This window comes from Shewanella sp. MF05960 (assembly GCF_050849305.1).
Lineage (GTDB): Bacteria > Pseudomonadota > Gammaproteobacteria > Enterobacterales > Shewanellaceae > Shewanella.
Window position 1 is genome coordinate 1 of sequence record NZ_JBOZPS010000023.1, and the last position, 21,286, is coordinate 21,286.

At 41.4% G+C, this 21,286-nt stretch carries 17 protein-coding genes; 11 read left to right on the forward strand and 6 right to left on the reverse strand.

What is annotated here, in order from left to right; genetic code table 11:
* Window positions 1-317 precede the first annotated feature (317 nt).
* Entirely contained in the window at window positions 318-1,604 is a 1,287-nt protein-coding gene (locus ACROAE_RS18195; protein ID WP_432404740.1) for a citrate synthase, read from the reverse strand.
* A 409-nt stretch (window positions 1,605-2,013) separates the two neighbouring features.
* Between ACROAE_RS18195 and sdhC the strand changes: the two genes are divergently transcribed.
* The 9 genes from sdhC (at window position 2,014) to ACROAE_RS18240 (ending at window position 12,599) form a co-directional block, all read left to right on the forward strand.
* A complete protein-coding gene (gene sdhC / locus ACROAE_RS18200) occupies window positions 2,014-2,409 on the forward strand; it encodes a succinate dehydrogenase cytochrome b556 subunit (RefSeq protein ID WP_432404743.1) in 396 nt (131 codons plus the stop codon).
* The gene (sdhD, locus tag ACROAE_RS18205) at window positions 2,403-2,750 is read left to right on the forward strand and encodes a succinate dehydrogenase, hydrophobic membrane anchor protein (protein WP_432404746.1); all 348 of its coding nucleotides are present in this window, start codon (window positions 2,403-2,405) and stop codon (window positions 2,748-2,750) included. The genes sdhC and sdhD overlap by 7 nt, the downstream gene beginning before the upstream one ends.
* On the forward strand, window positions 2,751-4,517 hold the full coding sequence (gene sdhA, locus ACROAE_RS18210; protein ID WP_432404749.1) for a succinate dehydrogenase flavoprotein subunit: 1,767 nt from the start codon (window positions 2,751-2,753) through the stop codon (window positions 4,515-4,517).
* A 16-nt stretch (window positions 4,518-4,533) separates the two neighbouring features.
* Window positions 4,534-5,241, forward strand: coding sequence for a succinate dehydrogenase iron-sulfur subunit (locus tag ACROAE_RS18215; protein WP_011637799.1), 708 nt, complete (start codon window positions 4,534-4,536; stop codon window positions 5,239-5,241).
* A gap of 211 nt (window positions 5,242-5,452) precedes the next feature.
* The gene (gene sucA / locus ACROAE_RS18220; RefSeq protein WP_432404752.1) at window positions 5,453-8,275 is read left to right on the forward strand and encodes a 2-oxoglutarate dehydrogenase E1 component; all 2,823 of its coding nucleotides are present in this window, start codon (window positions 5,453-5,455) and stop codon (window positions 8,273-8,275) included.
* Between the two features lie 29 nt (window positions 8,276-8,304).
* Window positions 8,305-9,492: a 2-oxoglutarate dehydrogenase complex dihydrolipoyllysine-residue succinyltransferase gene (gene odhB, locus ACROAE_RS18225; protein WP_432404755.1), complete on the forward strand. Its 1,188-nt coding sequence runs from the start codon at window positions 8,305-8,307 to the stop codon at window positions 9,490-9,492.
* A gap of 75 nt (window positions 9,493-9,567) precedes the next feature.
* Window positions 9,568-10,734, forward strand: a complete 1,167-nt coding sequence (gene sucC / locus ACROAE_RS18230) for an ADP-forming succinate--CoA ligase subunit beta (RefSeq protein WP_011637796.1) — start codon at window positions 9,568-9,570, stop codon at window positions 10,732-10,734.
* Window positions 10,734-11,606, forward strand: a complete 873-nt coding sequence (sucD, locus tag ACROAE_RS18235) for a succinate--CoA ligase subunit alpha (RefSeq protein ID WP_432404758.1) — start codon at window positions 10,734-10,736, stop codon at window positions 11,604-11,606. The genes sucC and sucD overlap by 1 nt, the downstream gene beginning before the upstream one ends.
* A 66-nt stretch (window positions 11,607-11,672) precedes the next feature.
* Window positions 11,673-12,599, forward strand: coding sequence for an AEC family transporter (locus tag ACROAE_RS18240; RefSeq protein WP_432404761.1), 927 nt, complete (start codon window positions 11,673-11,675; stop codon window positions 12,597-12,599).
* A gap of 77 nt (window positions 12,600-12,676) precedes the next feature.
* Here ACROAE_RS18240 and fur read toward each other — a convergent pair whose 3' ends face one another.
* Window positions 12,677-13,108, reverse strand: coding sequence for a ferric iron uptake transcriptional regulator (gene fur, locus ACROAE_RS18245; protein ID WP_432404764.1), 432 nt, complete (start codon window positions 13,106-13,108; stop codon window positions 12,677-12,679).
* A 367-nt stretch (window positions 13,109-13,475) separates the two neighbouring features.
* Between fur and cobB the strand changes: the two genes are divergently transcribed.
* Both cobB and ACROAE_RS18255 read left to right on the forward strand, forming a co-directional pair.
* Window positions 13,476-14,210, forward strand: coding sequence for a Sir2 family NAD+-dependent deacetylase (gene cobB / locus ACROAE_RS18250; RefSeq protein ID WP_432404767.1), 735 nt, complete (start codon window positions 13,476-13,478; stop codon window positions 14,208-14,210).
* Window positions 14,211-14,223: 13 nt separating this feature from the next.
* On the forward strand, window positions 14,224-14,676 hold the full coding sequence (locus tag ACROAE_RS18255; protein ID WP_432404776.1) for an ATP-binding protein: 453 nt from the start codon (window positions 14,224-14,226) through the stop codon (window positions 14,674-14,676).
* Window positions 14,677-14,735: 59 nt separating this feature from the next.
* Here ACROAE_RS18255 and ACROAE_RS18260 read toward each other — a convergent pair whose 3' ends face one another.
* The 4 genes from ACROAE_RS18260 to ACROAE_RS18275 all read right to left on the reverse strand — a co-directional run bounded on the left by ACROAE_RS18260 (window position 14,736) and on the right by ACROAE_RS18275 (window position 21,223).
* Window positions 14,736-16,832, reverse strand: coding sequence for a bifunctional 2',3'-cyclic-nucleotide 2'-phosphodiesterase/3'-nucleotidase (locus ACROAE_RS18260; protein ID WP_432385692.1), 2,097 nt, complete (start codon window positions 16,830-16,832; stop codon window positions 14,736-14,738).
* 410 nt (window positions 16,833-17,242) lie between these two features.
* Window positions 17,243-19,414 (reverse strand): M3 family metallopeptidase, encoded by a 2,172-nt coding sequence (locus ACROAE_RS18265; RefSeq protein WP_432385691.1) that lies wholly within the window; start codon window positions 19,412-19,414, stop codon window positions 17,243-17,245.
* A 220-nt stretch (window positions 19,415-19,634) separates the two neighbouring features.
* Window positions 19,635-20,030, reverse strand: coding sequence for a phosphate ABC transporter substrate-binding protein (locus ACROAE_RS18270; RefSeq protein WP_432385690.1), 396 nt, complete (start codon window positions 20,028-20,030; stop codon window positions 19,635-19,637).
* 11 nt (window positions 20,031-20,041) lie between these two features.
* Window positions 20,042-21,223, reverse strand: coding sequence for a hypothetical protein (locus ACROAE_RS18275; protein ID WP_099458570.1), 1,182 nt, complete (start codon window positions 21,221-21,223; stop codon window positions 20,042-20,044).
* Between the last annotated feature and the right edge of the window lie 63 nt (window positions 21,224-21,286).

Below are 21,286 nucleotides of genomic sequence, written 5' to 3' on the forward strand. Positions count from 1 at the left end.
GTTAATGGACTCATCCCATTTGATTACATCATGGCTTGCCTTAATGACCTGTGCCAACCAGCACCGGATATCGATAGCTTGTTACCCTGGAATTTTAAAAAATAGGTGTGGTTCGCTAGACGCTTACTCTTTATCAAGTGATACTGTTGTTTTAGATTAACTGAGAGCAATTTAGAGGGGAGTTATTCTGAATTAGGTTAGCAATCATTAGAGGTATTTAACGTTGATTTATTCACTACGATAATAATCAGTCACATCCAAACTTAGATAACAAAAAAGCGCCTTTCGGCGCTTTTTTAGTTTGGTTAATCAGGTGATTAACGCTTATCAACGCTCACAAAATCACGCGCAGACTCGCCAGTGTATAACTGACGTGGACGGCTGATTTTATGGCCTGGTTGATCTAACATTTCTTTCCAATGTGAAATCCAACCAACAGTACGTGACAGTGCAAATAACACTGTGAACATATCGTTAGGGATACCAATGGCTTTCATGATGATACCAGAGTAGAAATCAACGTTCGGGTATAGCTTCTTAGAGATGAAGTATTCATCTTCAAGGGCAATACGCTCAAGTTCCATTGCTACGTCTAATAATGGGTCAACCACTTTAAGTTCTTTAAGGACTTCATGACAGGTTTCACGCATCACTTTAGCGCGAGGGTCGAAGTTCTTATAAACACGGTGGCCAAAGCCCATTAGACGGAATGGATCGTTTTTGTCTTTCGCTTTCGCGATAAACTCAGGAATGCGATCAACACTGCCGATTTCTTCTAACATTTCTAAGCAAGCTTCGTTAGCACCACCATGAGCGGGCCCCCACAACGAAGCAATACCAGCTGCGATACATGCAAATGGATTCGCACCAGAAGAACCAGCTAAGCGGACTGTAGATGTAGAGGCATTTTGCTCATGATCAGCATGCAATACAAAAATACGTTCCATTGCTTTTTCAACGACTGGATTAACTTTGTACTCTTCACATGGAGTAGCAAACATCATCGACAGGAAGTTACCCGCATAACTTAAATCGTTACGTGGATAAACAAAAGGTTGTCCCATTGAGTACTTGTAGCACATCGCTGCGATTGTCGGCATTTTCGACACTAGGCGGTAAGCTGCAATTTCACGATGCTTTGGATTGTTCACATCAAGAGAGTCTTGATAGAAAGCAGATAATGCACCGGTTACACCACATAGCATAGCCATTGGGTGTGCGTCACGACGGAAGCCTCTGAAGAAGAATGCAATTTGCTCATGTACCATAGTGTGTTCTTTCACTGTGGCAACAAATTGTTCGTAATCAACTTTCGACGGTAATTCACCGTAAAGGAGCAGGTAGCATAAATCTAAATAGGTCGATTCGGTTGCTAGCTGTTCAATTGGGTATCCACGATGCAACAAAATACCTTTATCACCATCGATATAGGTAATTGCTGACTCACAAGATGCAGTAGCTAAAAAGCCTGGATCGAAGGTGAAATAACCTTTCTTCCCAAGTGTGCTAATATCGATTACATCAAAACCTTCAGTACCTTTTTTAATCGGTAGGTCGATTGAATCGTTTCCTGGTAACTCTAATTTGGCTATATTATCAGCCATACCCCGTTCTCCTTACGTCATTCTTATCTATGAGTGCGGCATGTTAAGCGGACATTACTGTACAGTGAATGTGGATCACAGATCAATTTAAATAAGCGTTTAAATTTGTTAGACCATGGTATATATCAGCTGAAAACCGCTCTGCGCTTGCATTAGAATAAAAAATCAATAAAAAAACTTATTTTGCATAATGTGAGGTTTGTATTTGACAATTCCCACGAGTATACTTGCCTGCGTCCCTAAGGGAGACCAACGTCACAGTTTAGGAATGATGAATTTACGAACTAAATAGTGATTTCTCAACTGATTAAGATGTGTGAGTAGTCTGTTTTTTGTTTAATACTGTTATGCCGAATGTCGACATTGTCCATTAAGCAAAAAAATAGACACATAACAAAAACAATGCTCAATGGAGCTGAGTGAGCAGAACGTGAAAAAGCAAAGACCTGTCCATCTAGACCTGCAGACGATAAGCTTTCCTGCGACAGCTATCGCGTCAATCCTACACCGCATTTCCGGTGTCATCATGCTATTTGCTATTGGTATCCTTCTTTGGTTGTTAAATTCAACTTTAACATCAGCAGAAGGTTTCGCTAGCGTACAATCCTTGTTCGATGGTTTCGTGATGAAGTTCATCCTCTGGGGAATTCTTACCGCGTTGGGTTATCACTTATTAGGTGGCATTCGCCATTTAGTGATGGATACCGGTCGTTGGGAAGAGTTAACTTCGGGTGTCGCATCAGCTAAAGCTACTTTTGCTTTAGCAGCGGTTTTATCAGTAATAGCGGGGATTTGGGTATGGTAACAAACGCAGCAAGTTTTGGACGCAGTGGTGTTCATGACTATATTCTATTACGCGCAAGCGCAGTGATTCTCGCTTGTTATACTGTCTTCTTAGTTGGCTTTATCGCGTGTAGTGCCCCGTTAACATTCGAGATTTGGAATGGCTTATTTAGTTCACTTCCAATGAAAGTATTTACCCTTATAACGTTAGTTGCTTTGCTTATCCATGCGTGGATTGGTGTATGGCAAGTATTGACAGATTATGTCAAAAATACAGCGTTACGTGGTGTATTACAGTTTACCTTTGTATTGATTGCTTTTAGTTATTTAGCGTCAGGCATAGTAATAGTGTGGGGTGTTTAAGTGAGTATTCCAGTACGCGAATTTGATGTAATCGTAATCGGTGCCGGCGGCGCGGGTATGCGTGCGGCATTACAGATTTCTAAAGAAGGTAAGAGCTGTGCGCTTTTATCTAAAGTGTTCCCGACTCGTTCTCATACCGTTTCTGCTCAAGGTGGTATCACCGTAGCATTAGGTAATGCACACGAAGACCATTGGGAACAACACATGTACGACACGGTTAAAGGTTCTGATTTTATCGGTGACCAAGAAGCCATTGAGTTTATGTGTCAAACCGGTCCAGAAGCAATTATCGAACTTGAGCAAATGGGTCTACCGTTTTCTCGTTTCGAAAATGGCACAATTTATCAGCGTCCTTTCGGCGGCCAGTCGCGTAACTTCGGTGGTGAGCAAGCAGCTCGTACTGCTGCAGCAGCAGACCGTACTGGTCATGCGTTGCTTCATTGCCTTTATCAACAAAACGTCAAGCATAAAACAGATGTGTATTCTGAATGGTATGCATTAGATCTCGTTAAAAACGAAGATGGCGTTATTGTGGGTTGTACTGCGATTGAAATTGAAACGGGCGAGATTGTTTATTTCAAAGCCAAAGCAACTATTTTAGCCACTGGCGGTGCAGGGCGTATTTACGCTTCAACCACTAATGCGCACATTAACACTGGCGACGGTGTTGGTATGGCTGCTCGTGCAGGCGTTCAGTTACAAGACATGGAAATGTGGCAGTTCCACCCTACGGGTATTGCTGGTGCAGGTGTTTTGGTTACTGAAGGTTGTCGTGGTGAAGGTGGATATCTTCTAAACAAAGATGGCGAGCGTTTCATGGAACGTTATGCGCCAAACGCGAAAGATTTAGCATCACGTGACGTGGTTGCACGTTCAATGATGACTGAAATTCGTGAAGGCCGTGGTTTAGACGGTCCTTTAGGTCCACATTGTTTACTAAAGCTTGATCATTTAGGTAAAGAAACCCTTGAAGCTCGTCTTCCTGGTGTATGTGAATTGTCTCGTACCTTTGCTCATATTGATCCAGCCGATGGTCCAATTCCAGTGTTGCCAACTTGTCACTATATGATGGGCGGTTTACCGACTAAAGTGAGTGGTCAAGTTATTCGTATGAATGATGATGGCACTGAACAAGATGTATTAGGTTTATTTGCTGTGGGTGAGATTGCTTGTGTATCTGTACACGGTGCAAACCGCTTAGGTGGTAACTCACTGCTGGATTTAGTGGTATTTGGTCGTGCTGCTGGTCAGCATTTAGGTAAAGCATTAGATGCGACACCTGATCCAAAACCGGCTTCAGACGTAGAAATTAATGCATCACTTGCTCGTCTTAATCGTTGGGAAAGCAACAAAGACGGTGAAGAGCCTGCGGTTATCCGTAAAGACCTTCAATTGTGTATGCAGTTAAATTTCTCTGTTTTCCGCAGTGGAGATGCCATGGCTGAAGGTTTAGAACAGCTACAAGCAATTCAAAAGCGTCTTGAAAATGCTAAGTTATCTGATAATTCGACAGAATTTAATACTCAACGTATTGAATGTTTAGAGTTAGATAATTTAATGGCTACAGCGCTAGCAACGGCTTATGCAGCTAACTTCCGTACTGAAAGCCGTGGTGCGCATTCTCGTGAAGATTACTTAGATCGTGATGATGATAATTGGTTATGTCATAGTTTGTATAACCCAGTCACTCAAGGTATGAGCAAACGTGATGTCAACATGACACCTAAATTACGTGAAGCGTTTCCACCCGTAAAACGTACCTATTAGGCAGGAGTTGCAAAAGATGAAATTAACATTTGCATTGTATCGTTATAATCCTGATGTAGATACCAAGCCTTATATGAAGGATTACACCCTTGAAGTGCCTGATGGCACTGACATGATGGTGTTAGATGCGTTAATTAAACTGAAAGAACAAGACTCAACGCTTGCGTTCCGTCGCTCATGCCGTGAAGGTGTGTGTGGTTCTGACGGTGTAAACATGAATGGTAAAAACGGATTAGCGTGTATCACGCCATTATCGACCTTTAAAGGGAAGAAAATTGAAATCCGTCCTTTACCAGGCATGCCAGTAGTTCGTGATTTGGTTGTTGACCTTACTCAGTTCTACAAGCAATACGAAAAAATTAAGCCTTATCTGATTAATGACGAACAGGCTCCAGCTCGTGAACATTTACAATCACCTGAAGAGCGTGCTCATTTAGATGGTTTATATGAATGTATCATGTGTGCATGTTGTTCAACTGCTTGTCCATCTTTCTGGTGGAATCCTGATAAGTTTATCGGACCAAGCGGTTTATTACATGCTTATCGTTTCTTAATTGACAGTCGTGATACGGCCACAGAAGAGCGTTTATCTGAACTAGATGATGCTTACAGTGTGTTCCGTTGTCATGGCATCATGAACTGTGTTGATGTTTGTCCAAAAGGATTAAACCCAACTAAAGCGATTGGTCACATTAAGTCAATGCTGCTTAAGCGAGCTGTTTAATGCACGAAGTTGAGCAAAATAATGTAGATTATTAAGCTCTAATAAGAGTCATCTTCAATCTTGGGGATGGCTCTTTTGTGCGTTATAAGTAAGACCTTCTGCTATTATCTTTTAGCTTATTGAAGATAATGTCAGTCTACGTGTGAAGTAACTTCGTTACTCACTGTTATGTTTATGGCTAGCACGTGTATCAAGTTTGAAAGGAATAACAATGCACCAAGGCATCATGAAAGCCTGGCTCGAGTCGTCACATTTAAATGGTTCGAACTCGTCCTACGTAGAAGAGATGTATGAATCCTATCAAGAAGATCCGCAATCAGTTTCGTCTGATTGGCAGCTTGTTTTTGATAATCTTCCTCCCGTTGAAGGTGCCTCTGTCGAAGTACCGGAAACTGCCCACTCTAAAGTTCGTGACTATTTCCGCAGTTTAGCACTAGAAAGTCGCTCTAAAGGCGCTGCTCGCGTCAGCGACCCTGAGCTGGATGCGAAGCAAGTTAAAGTTCTGCAGTTAATTAACGCTCACCGTTTTCGTGGCCATCAAAATGCCAATCTAGACCCATTAGGGTTATGGAAGCGTGAAGCTGTTCAAGAATTAGATCCTGCTTATCACGGGTTAAATGCTGAAGATATGCAACGTGAGTTTAATACGGGTTCATTCGCTTTAGGCGGTGAAACCATGAAACTTGCTGATATCATTCATGCCCTTAAAAGTACTTATTGTGCTTCTATCGGTGCTGAATACATGCATATTACTGACACCGATGAAAAGCGTTGGATACAACAACGTCTTGAACCGACATTAGGTAAAGCCAAATACGATAATGCAGTTAAAAAACGTATTCTTGAAGGCTTGAATGCGGCTGAAGGTATTGAAAAATATCTTGGTGCTAAGTTCCCTGGTGCTAAACGTTTCTCGTTAGAAGGTGGTGATGCGCTCGTTCCGATGATGCGTGAAATCATTTATCGCGCAGGTGAAGCTGGCACGAAAGAAATCGTAGTGGGTATGGCTCACCGCGGTCGCTTGAATTTGCTTATTAACGTGCTAGGTAAGCGTCCTGCTGAATTGTTTGACGAGTTTGCCGGTAAGCATGCTGATACTCATGGCTCAGGTGACGTTAAATATCACCAAGGTTTCTCATCAGATTTTGAAACGCCAGGTGGCAATGTCCATTTAGCGTTAGCCTTTAACCCATCTCACTTAGAGATCGTTAATCCAGTGGTTATTGGTTCTGTTCGTGCTCGTCAAGATCGTCGTGGTTGTAAAGACGGCCTGCAAGTGATGCCTATTACCATTCATGGTGACTCAGCCATTACCGGTCAAGGCATTGTGCAAGAGACATTTAACATGTCTCAAACACGTGGCTTTACGGTTGGCGGTAGTATTCGTATCGTCGTCAACAACCAGGTGGGCTTTACCACATCTAACCATGCTGACGTGCGCTCTACAGAATACTGTACCGATATCGCGAAGATGGTTCAGGCGCCCATTTTCCATGTGAATTCAGATGATCCAGAAGCTGTAGCGTTTATTTCTCAGTTGGCTGTAGATTATCGTAATGAGTTTAAACGGGATGTGGTGATTGATTTAGTTTGTTATCGCCGCCATGGCCATAACGAAGCGGATGAGCCTAGTGCAACGCAGCCGCTAATGTATGCCAAAATCAAAAAACACCCAACACCACGTAAAATATACGCTGACAAATTAATTGCTGAAAACAGCATTCCTGCTGATGAAGTGACCGGGCTGATTAACCATTACCGTGATGCGTTAGATGCGGGTGATTGTGTGGTTAAAGAATGGCGTCCTATGACGTTGCATACTGTTGACTGGACACCGTATTTAAATCGCGAATGGGATGAAGATTACGCCGGTTCAATGTCGATGGAACGCTTGCAGAATTTAGCCAACAAGTTGGTTGATATTCCACAAAGCCATACATTACAGTCTCGCGTTGCTAAAATTTGTGCCGATCGTGCTTCAATGGCCTCAGGTGAGAAATTATTAGACTGGGGTTTCGCTGAAACCTTAGCTTATGCTTCTATCCTTGAAGACAAAAAGCGCGTTCGCATTACCGGTCAAGACTCTGGTCGCGGCACGTTCTTCCATCGTCATGCGGTTTTGCATAACCAAAACGACGGAACGACCTATTTACCTTTGCGTAATGTGGCTGACGAACAAGGGCCAATTGATATTACAGACTCAGTGTTGTCTGAAGCATCAGTACTTGCATTTGAATACGGTTACGCAACAGCAGAACCTGGTGGATTAACCATTTGGGAAGCGCAGTTTGGCGACTTTGTTAACTGTGCCCAAGTGGTTATTGACCAATTCTTATCATCTGGTGAGCAAAAGTGGGGCCGTTTATGCGGTCTAACAATGTTACTGCCTCATGGTTATGAAGGTCAGGGTCCAGAGCATTCAAGTGCGCGTTTAGAGCGTTTCTTACAACTTTGTGCTAACCACAATATGCAGGTATGTGTGCCATCAACACCGGCACAGGTTTACCACATGTTGCGTCGCCAAGTTGTACGTCCTATGCGTCGTCCATTGGTTGTGATGTCACCTAAATCTTTATTGCGTCACCCGTTAGCGGTATCAAGTTTAGAAGAACTTGCTGAAGGCACTTTCCAAAATATTATTGGCGAGATTGATACTTTAGACGCAAGCAAGGTTGATCGCGTTGTATTTTGTAGTGGTAAAGTGTATTTCGAGCTTCTTGAAAAACGTCGTAAAGAAAACATCACTAACGTTGCCATTATTCGTGTTGAGCAGCTATACCCATTCCCTGATGTGGAAATGCGTGCAGCATTAGAAACATATCAACATGTTAAAGATTTTGTATGGTGTCAGGAAGAGCCGCAAAACCAAGGTGCATGGTACTGTAGCCAGCATCACTTCTGGGCTAACATTCCTGCAGGTGCTCAACTAACTTATGCCGGTCGTGAAGCGTCAGCTGCACCAGCATGTGGTTATCCATCACTGCATGTACACCAGCAAGAATCATTAGTTAATAGCGCATTAAAACTGTCGTAATAGATAATTTATATAAAGGGAAGCTTTCCATGAGTATCGAAATTAAGGTACCCGTATTACCAGAATCAGTTGCTGATGCAACAATTGCTACTTGGCATGTAAAACCTGGTGAGGCGGTCACTCGCGATCAAAACTTAGTTGATATCGAGACTGATAAAGTTGTGTTAGAAGTGGTAGCACCAGAAGACGGTTCGATTTCTGAGTTGTTATTCCAAGAAGGCGACACAGTTTTAGGCGAGCAAGTGATTGCTAAGTTTGTTGCTGGTGTTGTGTCTGGTCAAGAAGTGACTAAAGCTGAAGCTCAAGCTCCTGCTAGTGACGCGGCAAGTGATGAGTCTAGCGACGCATTAAGCCCATCTGTACGTCGTTTAATTGCGGAGCATAATCTTGATGCTGCAAAGATTAAAGGCACTGGTGTTGGTGGGCGTATCACTAAAGAAGACGTTGAAGCATTTGCTAAATCAGCACCTGCTAGCAAACCTGCTGCTGTAGCGGCACCGGTTGCACCGTTAGAAGGTCGTAGCGAGAAACGTGTTCCAATGTCACGTCTTCGTAAAACGATTGCAAAACGTCTTTTAGAAGCGAAAAATTCAACGGCTATGCTAACTACGTTTAACGAAGTTAACATGAAGCCAATCATGGATATTCGTAAGCAGTACCAAGACATTTTCGAAAAACGCCATGGTATTCGTTTAGGCTTTATGTCTTTCTATATCAAAGCTGTGACAGAAGCGCTAAAACGTTTCCCAGAAGTGAATGCCTCTATTGATGGTGATGACATTGTTTATCACAACTATTTTGACATCAGCATTGCCGTATCAACACCTCGCGGATTGGTAACACCAGTTCTGCGTGATACCGATACCATGAACTTAGCTGAAATCGAAAAAGCGGTACGTGAATTAGCCATTAAAGGCCGTGACGGAAAACTTTCTGTTGCAGACATGACTGGCGGTAACTTCACTGTGACTAACGGTGGTGTTTTCGGCTCACTAATGTCTACACCAATTTTGAACCTGCCACAAAGCGCAATCTTAGGCATGCATGCCATTAAAGATCGCCCAATGGCAGTCAATGGTCAGGTTGAAATCCTGCCTATGATGTACCTAGCACTCTCTTACGACCACCGTATTGTTGATGGTCGTGAGTCAGTTGGCTTCTTAGTCGCAATTAAAGACTTCTTAGAAGATCCAACTCGTCTGCTACTTGATCTATAAGTTAGTAGATAAACCCTCGTCGCTGGCTCATGGTGAGCCAGTTGGATTTGATTAGAAGTATATGGATAGATCATCATGAATTTGCATGAGTATCAGGCAAAATCTTTATTTGCCGAATATGGTTTACCAGTCTCTGAAGGCTTTGCATGTGATACTGCTCAAGAAGCAGTAGAAGCGGCTGGCCACATTGGCGGAAACTTATGGGTTGTTAAGTGTCAAGTACACGCAGGCGGCCGTGGTAAAGCGGGTGGCGTTAAAGTGACCGGCAATAAAGACGAAATCAGAGCATTCGCTGAAAACTGGTTAGGTAAGAACTTAGTAACGTACCAGACTGACGCTAAAGGTCAGCCAGTTGCTAAAATTCTAGTTGAAAGCTGTACTGACATCGCTAACGAATTGTACCTAGGTGCAGTGGTTGACCGTAGCACACGTCGCGTTGTGTTTATGGCATCAACAGAAGGTGGTGTTGATATTGAAACTGTGGCTGAACATACGCCAGAGCTTATCCACACAGCTATCATTGATCCGTTAACTGGTCCTCAAGCTTTCCAAGCTCGTGATCTTGGCTTTAAGTTAGGTTTAAACCCAACTCAAATGAAGCAGTTCACTAAGATCTTTATGGGTCTTGCGAACATGTTTAACGACCATGATTTTGCGTTATTAGAAATCAACCCACTTGTTATCACAACTGAAGGCAATCTTCACTGTTTAGATGGCAAAATTGGTATTGATGGCAACGCATTATTCCGTCAGCCAAAAATCAAAGCGATGCACGATCCATCACAAGATGACGCTCGTGAAGCGCACGCTGCTAAATTTGAATTAAACTATGTTGCTTTAGACGGTAACGTAGGTTGTATGGTTAACGGTGCTGGCCTAGCAATGGGCACAATGGACATCGTAAACCTACACGGCGGCAAGCCTGCTAACTTCTTAGACGTTGGCGGTGGAGCAACGAAAGAACGTGTAGCTGAAGCCTTTAAGATCATTCTTTCTGACAGCAATGTTAAAGCGGTATTGGTTAACATCTTCGGTGGTATCGTACGTTGCGATATGATCGCTGAAGGTATTATCGGTGCGGTTAAAGAAGTTGGCGTTAAAGTGCCAGTCGTTGTACGTCTTGAAGGTACTAACGCCGAATTAGGTCGTGAAGTATTGGCAAAATCTGGTCTTGATATCATCGCGGCTACAAGTCTAACTGACGCGGCTGAGCAAGTTGTTAAAGCTGCGGAGGGCAAATAATGTCTGTTTTAATTAACAAAGATACCAAGGTAATCTGTCAAGGTTTCACTGGTGGTCAGGGTACTTTCCACTCTGAACAGGCGATTGCTTACGGCACGCAAATGGTTGGTGGTGTTTCTCCTGGTAAAGGTGGTCAAACTCACCTAGGTCTTCCAGTGTTTAACACTGTTAAAGACGCTGTAGCAGCAACAGGTGCAACTGCAACTGTTATCTACGTACCAGCACCATTTTGTAAAGACGCTATCCTTGAAGCAATCGATGCTGGCCTAGAGCTAATCGTTTGTATCACTGAAGGCATCCCTACACTTGATATGCTACAAGTGAAAGTGAAGCTAGAAGAAACTGGCGTTCGCATGATCGGTCCAAACTGCCCAGGTGTTATCACTCCTGGTGAATGTAAGATTGGTATTATGCCTGGTCACATTCACTTACCTGGAAAAGTCGGTATTGTTTCTCGTTCTGGTACATTAACGTACGAAGCGGTTAAGCAAACGACTGATGAAGGTTTCGGCCAATCTACTTGTGTAGGTATCGGTGGCGACCCAATTCCTGGTACTAACTTCATCGACGTATTGGAAATGTTCCAAAACGATCCACAGACTGAAGCGATTGTTATGATCGGTGAAATCGGTGGTAATGCTGAAGAAGAAGCGGCTGCTTATATCAAAGCACACGTAACTAAGCCTGTTGTATCTTACATTGCTGGTGTTACAGCACCAGAAGGTAAGCGCATGGGCCATGCTGGCGCAATTATCGCTGGCGGTAAAGGTACTGCTGAAGACAAGTTTGCTGCTCTTGAAGCTGCAGGCGTGACCACTGTTCGCTCTTTAGCTGACATTGGTAAAGCTTTACGTACTCGTACTGGTTGGTAATTTATTCTCCAGTTTAAAAAGGCGCCTCGGCGCCTTTTTTATTGCCTTTGAGATAGGTTTTTATCGATGCCCATCATCAGTATTATTTTTCCGATTATGTTTATGGTTGCACTAGGTTATGGACTCACTCGAGCCGGCTTTTTTAGCAAAGAACATATTGCAGGGATCAGTAAATTTACTTTTTATGTCAGCATACCCGCTTTTCTATTTATTAATATGTTTGCCGCACCATTAGCACAAAGTATTGATCCATTTTCTTTATTCGCTTTTTATATCCCCGTGTTGGCAGTGTTTGCCATTGGTTACCTTATTAATCGATATTTGGCGGCTAAAACACTGCAACGCAGCGATGCCAGTGCCGTTTTTGCTTTAGGCTGCAGTTATTCTAATACTGTGATTGTCGGTTTGCCGGTGATTACCGCGGCATTAGGTAAAGCAATGATTGGGTCAATATTTATGATCATTACTTTCCACAGTGCATTTCTATTTGCGTTAACATTTGCTTTGGCCGCTCGTGCTCAGCAGCAAGGTTTTTCGTGGCGCCATTTTATACGCTCCATGGTATTAAATCCGGTTGTGCTAAGTATTAGTCTTGGTATTGTAGCCAATGGCTTGAGCCTTAATTTAGGCGAACAACTTAATGATGGGCTCGTATTATTAGCCAAGCCTGCATTGGCCTGCGCATTATTTGTTTTAGGCGCTAATCTGAGTTTTTATCGGATAGGCGACAACTGGCGTTTTGCCTTGATAGCGAGTGGGTTAAAAGTACTATTATTACCCGCTTTAGTTTATGTGATGGCGGCTATCGTGTTTGAGTTACCTGCGCAAAACACCATGATGTTAGTCTTATTAAGTGCTTCACCGTTAGGCGTCAATGCCTACCTTATTGCGACTGAGATTAAGCAACATCAAGCAACATTAGGCAGCACGGTAGTGTTATCGACTTTGTTATCAGTATTAAGCTTTAGCTTATGGTTAACGTGGTTGGTTTAGCAGAAGTAATACCAATACATGAATTTCAGATAATAAAAAACCAGCAACAATGCTGGTTCTTTTACAACACAAACCGACTATTCGTCAGCGTGATCACATGTGTCGTTAGTGCAGTGACCATAAAGATACAAACTATGGTGCGTCAGCTTAATATTATGTCTCATTGCGATTTCATCTTGACGGCGTTCAATGACATCGTCAGAAAACTCAATCACTTTATCACAGGTTAAACAAACCAAATGGTCGTGATGTTGCTGTGTCGACATTTCAAACACGGCTTTACCATTTTCAAAATGATGACGATTTAAAATACCGGCATCATCAAACTGGTTTAAGACTCGGTATACTGTAGCTAGGCCAATTTCTTCGCCAATTTCGAGGAGTTTTTTATATAAATCTTCAGCACTGATATGTTGGTTACCTGGGTCTTGCATCAGTTCTAGAATTTTAACTCGCGGCAGGGTTATTTTTAATCCGGCTTTTTTGAGCGCTTGATTTCCATCTGTCATTGCTAATCTCTTGATTGCAGAACCCATCGGTTCATCGGTGGATAATCTGACCATTATATGTCTTGAAGATAAAAACATAAACCTCTTAACACGGTTAATCAACTTATATGCAGATTATTTAGTAAAACAGCCACAAATGTTGATAATATTTGCGTTAAATCACTAAAAACTATTTAATAAACTTACTTATACTAAGGGATTATTGCACTCTATAAGCGATAAGATAAGCTATAAGATAAGATGGCGTTAACAGATAAAAACATCACTTAAGTGGAATTATTGTTAGCTGTTTATCATGATAAGATGCCATAAAGTGTTACTGTTACATTAGCAATAATAGTGTCATAACAATAATAAGGGACTTAACATGTACCGGCAAATTGTGGTACTGACCGGCGCGGGGATTTCAGCTGAGTCAGGGATTAAAACCTTTAGAGATCAACATGGCTTGTGGGAGGAACACCATATTGAAGATGTTGCCACTCCAGAGGGTTATGCTCGTGACATTGATTTAGTCGAGCGTTTTTATAATACTCGCTGGCAGCAACTGCATGGTGGAGATGTTGAGCCCAATGCTGCCCATGCTGCGCTGGCAAAACTTGAAGATGAATTTGATGGTGAGCTCCTAGTTATCACCCAAAATGTCGACGATCTGCATGAACGTGCCGGTTCACGCCGCTTGTTACACATGCATGGTGAGCTATCAAAAGGACGATGCCCGCAATCTTTACAAACGTTTATATTGCGTGAGCCTTTTGGTGTCGATAATTGCTGTACTTGTTGTATTCCTGCGCGGCGATTACGTCCACATATTGTGTGGTTTGGTGAAATGCCATTTGGCATGGATAGAATTCACGATGCCTTAGACCGTTGCGATTTGTTTATTGCCATCGGGACTTCGGGAACCGTTTATCCGGCAGCGGGTTTTGTTGATTCAGCCAACCATCATGGTGCTCAAACGGTTGAAGTAAACCTTATTGCTGCAGACAGACATAGCCAATTTCAATATCATTTAACGGGTAATGCAGGCGAAATTGTACCGCAATTAGTTGAACAGATTTTAGCGGGTAAGGTGATTGGTAGTGACACCGCCGATGAATAAGGTGACAGCCGTTATGAATCATCCTAACGTAGCCATTATTATGCGAGGATTGCCAGGCAGCGGTAAATCTTATTGGGTGGAGCAATACATTAGCGCGTTAGGCATTGAACAGTCTTTTCACATTAGGCAATATGGCTATTTTTCAACCGATGATTATTTTATGCATAATGGCGAATACACGTTCAATCCGCACAAATTGGCGCAATATCATCAAGCTAATTTAACGGCATTTATAAATGCGATGTACCATGGTGAACCTGTGGTTATCTGCGATAATACTAATGTCGCTAAATGGGAGTTTATGGCTTACGAAGCAGCGGCAAGGGCATTAGGGTATCAGGTGAGGGTCGTCTTAGTCGGTCAACCCAAAGATGCACAGCATCAACAATTATGTGCCGAGCGAAATCGTCATCAGGTGCCGTTAGCTCATATTCAGAAAATGGGGCACTTATTTGAAATAGAATAAGGTTTCTGAGGCAATAAAAAAGGCGCTGTTAGCGCCTTTTTTGGGTTTTAGCGTCAGGATTACTGAGCGACAGGGGTTGTTAAGTCAATGCTATAGATAGCAAAGCCTGCAACAACATCAGTTGTTAATGGCAATTTAACCATTTTACGTTGTTGTTTTTCAGCAACAAACTTATCAGCAACTTCACTGTCTTGGGTTTCAAAACGAATATCTAATGCAACAGTGGCATTGTCGATTGTTTTAAAGTCCCAGTTATAATCTGCAGATGGGTCAACCATTGCATCATAACCGCCAGTGGCATTAGGTTGTGATTGTTCAGTGATATAAGCAGATAATGCATCACGGTTAGTATCAGGCAGTTCAAGCACGACATGATCTGAGCCTGTACCTGCAAATGATCCCCCAAATGCACGATAGTTATTTGATGCGACAACAAATGACATTGCTGCTAATTCATCACCTGTAATAACTGTGCCGTCTGGTGCTGTATATGCTAAGTCAACAATACGATTTGCTTCAGCATTCACGACTGCACAGCTACGGTCAAACTTACTTGGTTGTGTCACGTCAATTTTATACGTCAAGCCATCGATCACATCGAAGTTATACGTAGGGTGACCGGCACGGTTAATTAAGTTTTGTGGCGTGCTTATCGTTGGATCAATTTGGTTAAATTGATTAGCAGAACATTCAAGCCAATCTTTTAACTCTGCCCCAGTCGCTTTAACAGCAACCATAGTATTTGGGTATAAATACAAGTCGGCAGCGTTTTTGTAAGATAGGTCGCCAGCATCAACTTGAACATATTGGCTTGCATCGCCTTCAGCATAACGTCCACCGGCTTTAAACGGTGCAGATGCAGATAAGATAGGTAAGTCTTTTAAATCATCTGTAATTAATGCTTTAACACGGGCAATTTGTGCATTTGATACAATTTGAACAGTTGGATCATCTTGTACTAAAGTTAAGAAGCTATACATGTCAGAAGCTGCAACGCCGATAGGTTGGCTTACATATTCGATAGTACCGTTATGTTCAACTTCAATAGCATCTCGTAAGTTTGCTTCACCAGTAACTAATTCAACTTTATTGGTATTGTCGTAGATAGGACGAGCTTTGGCTGTTGATTCATCATGGATTACTGTCCATTTTCCTTCTACTTGACGAACGACTAAATCAACCACACCGAGGTTATCTCCCCAACGGCCAGGCATAACAGCAGGTACGCCATTTAATAAACCTTTGTCTACGTCAGTGTTAGGTAAATCACTATAAGTTGCAGACGGGAATACAGAGTGGCTGTGACCAAAGAAAATAGCATCGATACCATCTACGTTAGTCAATGCATATGTTGCGTTTTCTGCCCATGGGTCACCAGGATTTTCGCTTGAGCCTATGCCAGAATGCGGAATAGCTAAAATAATATCCGCGCCTTCTGCTTTCATTTGTGGCACAAATTTATTCGCCGCTTGAACAATACCTAAGACTTCAACTTTACCGTCTAAATTTGCTTTGTCCCATTGTAAAATCTGTGGTGGAACAAAACCAATATAACCAATTTTAATTGTGTGTTCATTACCCTCTACGTCCGTAACGACTTTATCTTTGATAATATATGGCGTGAACATGTTTTCATTAAATAATACATCATCCCAACACCCATCTTTGTCAGCACAAATAACGTTAGCATTAATGTAAGGGAAGTTTGCACCGTCTAACGATTGCTCTAGGAATGATAAGCCATAGTTAAATTCATGGTTACCAATATTACCAACTTCATAGTCAAGCGTATTCATCGCTTTGTAAACTGGGTGAGTATCGGTAAGCATGTTGCTTTCAGTTTTGAATTTATTGGCAATATAGTCTCCCATAGGGCTACCTTGTAATAAATCACCGTTATCAACCAATACTGAGTTTGTTACTTCTGCACGAGCCGCATTAATTAAGCTAGCAGTACGCACTAGACCAATGGTTTTGTCTTCTCTACCAGAATAATAGTTATAATCCATCATATTGGTATGTAAATCAGTGGTTTCCATTACACGCAGTTTAATGTCTGCTGCCACTGTCTCTTTATTATCGTCATTATCTGAACCGCAACCGCCTAGTCCCAGTGCGCCAGCGATAACAACAGCAAGTATTTTTTTATTTAACATAATTATCTCTCTGTTTATTTGACCCCGGGGCATATTGTTTGCCCCTAACGTAGCGTTAACATTATTTACCTATTTTGATAATAAAATGAAAACACGGTCGTGATTATAAGCATAATAAGTGAATGAATTGTGATGAAACACTAAGTTTATTTGTTCAATAAGTGAGTTTGCGCAATAATTAAGCGTATTTACCGCTAAATAATACTTATAACTGAGTTTGTGCTACGAAGTGAAATATTAGTAAGGTGAAAGGTATGTTTAATATTCATAGTTTTATATGAATGTGGTTTGTTATTCTTGCATTAACCAGTATTTTAAAAGGTTGAATATATATTCAGTTTATTTGTTATTATATTCGCAATGATATTATCTCCATTGCGAATATAATTATGGCTTTTTTGATGATCCTATTATTTTAAAAAACCTCTACTACGTAACAAGGGTTCTATTTCTGGCTCTTTGCCTCTAAATTGTCGATATAATGTCATAGGGTCGTTACTTCCTCCTTTTGAGAGTATATTGTCGCGAAAACTTTGAGCTGTCTTTGGATCGAAAATGCCGTTTTCTTTAAAGGCTTCAAAAGCATCAACCCCTAAAATATCAGCCCAAAGATAGCTGTAATATCCAGCCGAATATCTACCTGCAAAAATATGAGAGAAATATGAGCTGCGATATCGTGGGGCGATTTCATTAATTAAATCCATTTTATTCAATGACGCCGCTTCAAATTCAGCGGCATCGCGAATAGTACTGTCTTCAAGTGAGTGCCAGTCAAGATCTAGGTAGGTTGCCGCCATGTATTCAACGGTATAAAAGCCTTGGTTGAACTTACTTGCATCTTGAATTTTTTCAATTAACGAGTGTGGGATCACTTCACCTGTTTGATAATGCCGTGCAAACTGAGCGAGCACTTCTGGTTGTGTCATCCAGTTTTCCATTACTTGTGAGGGAAACTCGACATAGTCACGAGGTACAGCCGTACCCGACTGTGAACGATAAGTCACATCCGACAACATACCATGTAAAGCGTGGCCAAACTCATGGAATAGGGTTTTCGCTTGTTCAAAAGTGAGTAGTGCGGGTTCGTTACCAGCTGGGCGTGGATAATTGAGGACATTAACAACAATGGGCATCGATTTTACGCCATTCATATTATATTGTTGTCGATATACATTCATCCAAGCTCCGCTACGTTTACTTTGACGGACAAAATAATCTCCCATAAACACGGCCAATAAACTGCCGTCTTTATCGTAGACTTCCCAGGTGCGAACATCAGGATGGTATTTGGGTAGATCATCTCGTTCTTTTAATGAGATGCCGTAAAGACGATTAGCAGTATAAAATACGCCTTTTAAGGTACTTTCTAAGGAGAAATATGGTTTAGTTTGTTCTTCATTGAAACTATATTTAGTGACGCGGATCTTGTCTGAGTAATACCACCAATCCCATGGTTGTATAGTGATATCAGCTCCTTGAGCATCGACTAGTGCTTGCATATCGCTCACTTCACTTTTAGCTTTACTCAATGCAGCAGGCCAGATTTTATTAAGTAATTTATACACATTTTCTGGGGTTTGCGCTGTCCGTTCTTCTAGAACAAAATGCGCATAACTTTGGTAACCCATTAGTTTAGCCAGGTCTGCACGTAATGCGGCAATCTCAGCTAAAATGACTTTGTTATCATACTTATTATCATGATTTGCTTTTGAAATATAAGCGTTGAAAATCGTTTCACGTAACTGCCGGTTATCTGCATAGGTTAAAAATGGTGTAATAGAAGGACGATTAGTTGTGAAAACCCATTTGCCAGGATAGCCAAGACGAGTAGCTTTTCGTGCTGCAGTGTCGATAACATCTTGAGGGAGTCCAGATAATTGCTCTGGTTTATTAAGAATGAGTTCAAAATCATTCGTTTCTGCAAGTAAGTTATTACCAAATGTAAGATTCAATTTACTAATTTTTTCATTCAACTCGCGTAACTTGTTTTTATCTTCGGTAGATAAATTAGCTCCACCTCGAGTGAAAGCTAGGTAAGTATCCTGCAACAGTTTAGTTTCAGCTGTATTAAGCAATAATGTATCTTTTTGGTCATATACCGTTTTTACTCTTTGGACTAATGTGTCATTAAGATAAATGTCATCTTTTGAACCAGACAATTTAGGTGCGATTTTCTTTGATATTGTTTGCAGTGTATTACTGGTATCAGCACTGGTTAAGTTAAAAAAGACATGGGTGACTTTTGACAGTAAATCGCCAGAAAATTCTATCGCTTCAATGGTATTAGCAAATGTAGGGGCTTGCTTGTTATTGGCAATTAACGAGATTTGTTGCTGTAATTCGGCAATTCCTGCTTCAAATGCGGGGAGGTAATCTTCTGAGGTAATATTTGCAAAATCAGGGATTTGATAGACGGTGTTATAGGGAGCAAAAAAAGGATTATCTGGGTTTTGTTGTATGATTTGTTCTGCTGTTAGCGGTGTTTCTACTATTACTGTTTTAGGTCGATTTATTGAACATGCATTGAGGGTCAATACAATTATAATGCTACTTAAAAGTGGTTTAAGGGGTAAACCCGGCATATGATTTCCTTTTCTTTTTAGTTATATACTCAAATAAGTAATAAAGTGCTGTTAATTTAATCGTTTGAATTGTTCTCGACATCATATTCTACCTGTCTGGGTGTAAAGGTTATTAATGAGACTGTAAAGATTGTCATTAGTTTGTAACAAAAAAGCCGAGTAACCATTTGGTTCCTCGGCTTTACATAACGTAATTAAAAAGTAAATTATTAACTCGTTATTATGGTTTTAGAATCACTTTTACCGTTGCATCTACGTCAGCTTCATCAATATAACCAATCGCATTTGGGTTACTGGCTACCGCTGACTTCATTGCTGCTGCGTTTGGTACTGTTGCAGGTGGGTTACCTTTGCCGGTAAAGACCTGCTTAGACCAAAACGCTTTTAGTTGGGCGTCTGATTTACCCGTTACAGTTTGGTGGAACTCACTGCGAACAGGACTACCTTCTTCTAATTCGTAAACGGCGATTGAAGAATCACCTTTGCCTAAAAAGGTTTTTTTAACATCATTAATTGCCATGTCAGCAGCTGAAGGGTTACCAATAACAACAACAGCAGCATTAGCCGACATGATACTCATTAGACTAAGTGCTAATACGGTTAATATTTTATTCATTTCCTATCCCCTTAAAATACAGCGTCGAATTTAACGGTGTAGACTAGGGTATCATCGTAGGCAAATTGACCTGATGACATGTCATAGCTGTTACCATTTAAGCCACCAGAAGTGTCGCCAAAATCATCAACGTAGGTGAGGTCAAATTTAATCGCGACATTGTCGATGGCATCCCAACGTAAACCTAAGCTATATGCCGTGTGTTCAGAATTGAAGGCAATCATTTGTATTGCCGCTTCGGTCGATAATGGTAAACGCTCATCATTGTCTTGCGTTTTTGTATAGGCAACAGTGGCATAAGGTGTAAGTGAATTAATGCGATAACCTAAGGTTAAATAACCTGAATCACTATCAGGAAAAGCATTGTCGATTTCAACACGCGTCCATTCAGTGATGGCAATAAATTTGCCGTCATCATAACTGGCGCCAACACCCATAAATACACCTGCTTCGTCATCGAGTTCTAGTATGGTGTAGTCTCCATTAACAATAGAACCGTCTAAGTTTGCTTGAGCATATATGCCACGTAGAGTCCAAGTTTCATCTGTCCAGCTTATGTTGGTGCCCATTAAATTGTTGAGAGAAAAAATAGAACCACTATCATTATTCTCACCACCAAATGCTTGCACTGTTAATGTAGAGTCATCAAACTCAAAATTATATGAAAGATCCCCCCCCGTGAATGATGATGGAAAAGGAGCATAGACTTCAACAGGCGGGTTAGCAAAAAGTTGTGCATAACCTACATCTAAATAGTCAGAATACATATATATAGGCAAGCGAAGTTTACCGCCACGAACTTGTAAGTTATTTTCGAAACGATGAGATAAATAGGCCCACTCAGCTTCCACTTCCCAATCATTATCTCCACGCATCATTAGTTGCAAAACGGCCTGAGTACGGTCGGAAATGTTAAAGGTACCTTGAAAACCAAATTTACTTTGTTCACTGAAATTAGCACTTGAATCGGCTCCATTGTAGCCTGCATCATTATCAGAACTAATATATGCACCACTGATAAATCCATTAAAGTTGAATTTATCGGCTAAATTGGCTGTTTGTTGCGACTGCAATGTTTGAACTTGTTGCTCTAGCTTAGCTATTTTGGCATCAGCATCTTCATCTGCTATCACGAGGCTAGGGACCATAGCCATCGATACAGCAACAGATAATACTCTTAAATTAAATTGCATAGTGTTACTCCGTCTTCATCACTTATTAACATGCCCTTAGGGCTTATATTGTTTGGTGCAGCA